Below are 1,820 nucleotides of genomic sequence, written 5' to 3'. Positions count from 1 at the left end.
CCCCTATTGCCGGGCGCTCTTAGAATGTGTCTCCGGGGAGGCTCGGACAGGATCCACGCAACCTGCGGCGTGGGGTCCGGGGTTGTTCTCCGGGGCAATAGCGTCTCGTGGCAGCTGTGCCCAACCCTGACCCGTCGTACGCGGCGCTACGGACGACCCGTCGGTATCAGGCGATGATCATGATGGGCTGTTGGCTGGGCAACGGCCGCCGTCGTGGCGGTAGTGGGCTGGGTGCCGTGCGGCCGTTGGCCCGGTCGGGGGGTTCTGGGGCCGACCTGTGGGTGCCCGACCGGCGGAGAGGATCAGCGGACTGTCCCCCTTTCCCTCCTCTCCGGAGGGAAGGTCGGGGGCGCGGGGGCAGAGCCCCCGCATGTGTGACACTCGCGCCGGACCTGCCCAACAGTGTGATCCGTAGGCACGAATTACCCCTTATTGTGCAGGGGTTCGCCCAGGCCTGTCCGTCCGCCGCCGTTCGCTGACATCCGCCCACGTCCGCAGCCGTTGCTACACCGGTTGCTACAGTGCGGCGCATGTGATCGGTGCGCTGCTCTGGGTCGCTGTCCATGGAGGGGCTTCCATGGAAGTATGGTAGTTATGTATACGCAAAGTGAATCTGATAGTGTGTAACGCATGAAGAGCATGACGGCCACTCAGGCGGCCCGCAACTTCGCCAGCGTGCTCGACGCGGTCGAGCACGGACAAGTTGTGGTGATCACGCGGGATGGCGTCACGGTCGGCCGGTTCGTCCCCGAACGGCGCACCACGGCCGACCGACTCAAAGACGCGCTGCGGGAGCACACGCCAGATCCCGCCTTTGCCGACGATCTTGAGGCCATACGGGCCGACGTGCGGGCCTCCTTCACCGATCAGGTCCGCACGTGGCCAGACGTGTGATTCTCGATACCGGGGTCATCATCGCGTTCGAGCGAGGCACGCTCGACATTGATGCGGTCCTGGGGGCGGACGACGCGGCGATCGCCTCGATCACCGCAATGGAGCTCCTCGTGGGCGTTGAGCGCGCGACCGAGGCCCACAAGCAGCGTCGTGCACTGCATGTGGAGGCAGTGCTTGCCAGCGTGCCGGTTGTGGACTACACGCTCGACGTCGCTCGGGCACACGCCCGACTCGCTGTCCACGCCATGCACCGCGGCAGGCCGCGGCCAGCGCATGACATGATCATTGTTGCCACGGCTGTGGCCGAGGGACGCATACTGCTGACGACCGATGCGTCCGCCGACTTCACCGGGCTGGCGGGCGTGAACGCCGAGGTGCTCAGCATGACCTGACACGCAGGTCATGTGTGCGGGCGAGTGGTGAGTTCGTCGGGGAGGCATCAGCCTCGGTGTCCGCCGGTTGCTGTCCTTTCGCGCCGCAGGCGCGTCAGCGCCGAGAAGCGGAAACGGCGCGACAGCCCGGCGGCATGCCATGACGATCGGGTGCCGACCCGCGGATTAAGCCGAAGTTGCGTGATCTTGATTGGATCTGACGGCATCTACCTGCAGATTTTGCTTCCGTTGGGCAAACTGTAGCCAGTATTCTTATGATTTTTTCGTGTGGCCATCGAGTGTCGGCTGCACGTGAGATCCCGGGCCGGTGTGCTCGTCGCCGGACATACTTGCAAAGCTGTGACCTGCGGAAACGTCGTGCACCACCGCACTGTCAGTGTCTATTTCGCTCGGCAGAGTGATGTGTAGCCAGTAGGTGAATCCTTGATCAGAACAAATGTCCAGGTCACCGGCCTACGGTGCGCTCATGATCACGTAACTTCGGATTAGAGCGCCCGAGGATAGGGCGTTCGATCAGTGAGCGGCTCATCCGTG

General features: G+C 64.1%; 2 protein-coding genes. Both read left to right on the top strand.

The genetic code is table 11. The annotated features are described in order from the left end of the window. Positions 1-639 precede the first annotated feature (639 nt). Entirely contained in the window at positions 640-894 is a 255-nt protein-coding gene (locus tag MJ797_RS06985; RefSeq protein ID WP_239332964.1) for a type II toxin-antitoxin system Phd/YefM family antitoxin, read from the top strand. Further along, the gene (locus tag MJ797_RS06980; RefSeq protein ID WP_239308640.1) at positions 879-1,286 is read left to right on the top strand and encodes a PIN domain-containing protein; all 408 of its coding nucleotides are present in this window, start codon (positions 879-881) and stop codon (positions 1,284-1,286) included. The genes MJ797_RS06985 and MJ797_RS06980 overlap by 16 nt, the downstream gene beginning before the upstream one ends. Positions 1,287-1,820 lie beyond the last annotated feature (534 nt).

This window comes from Protofrankia sp. CiP3 (genome assembly GCF_917627345.1).
Taxonomy (GTDB): Bacteria; Actinomycetota; Actinomycetes; order Frankiales; family Frankiaceae; genus Protofrankia.
The sequence above is the reverse complement of the archived record's forward strand: the minus strand, read 5'-3'. Positions and strand labels throughout refer to the sequence as shown.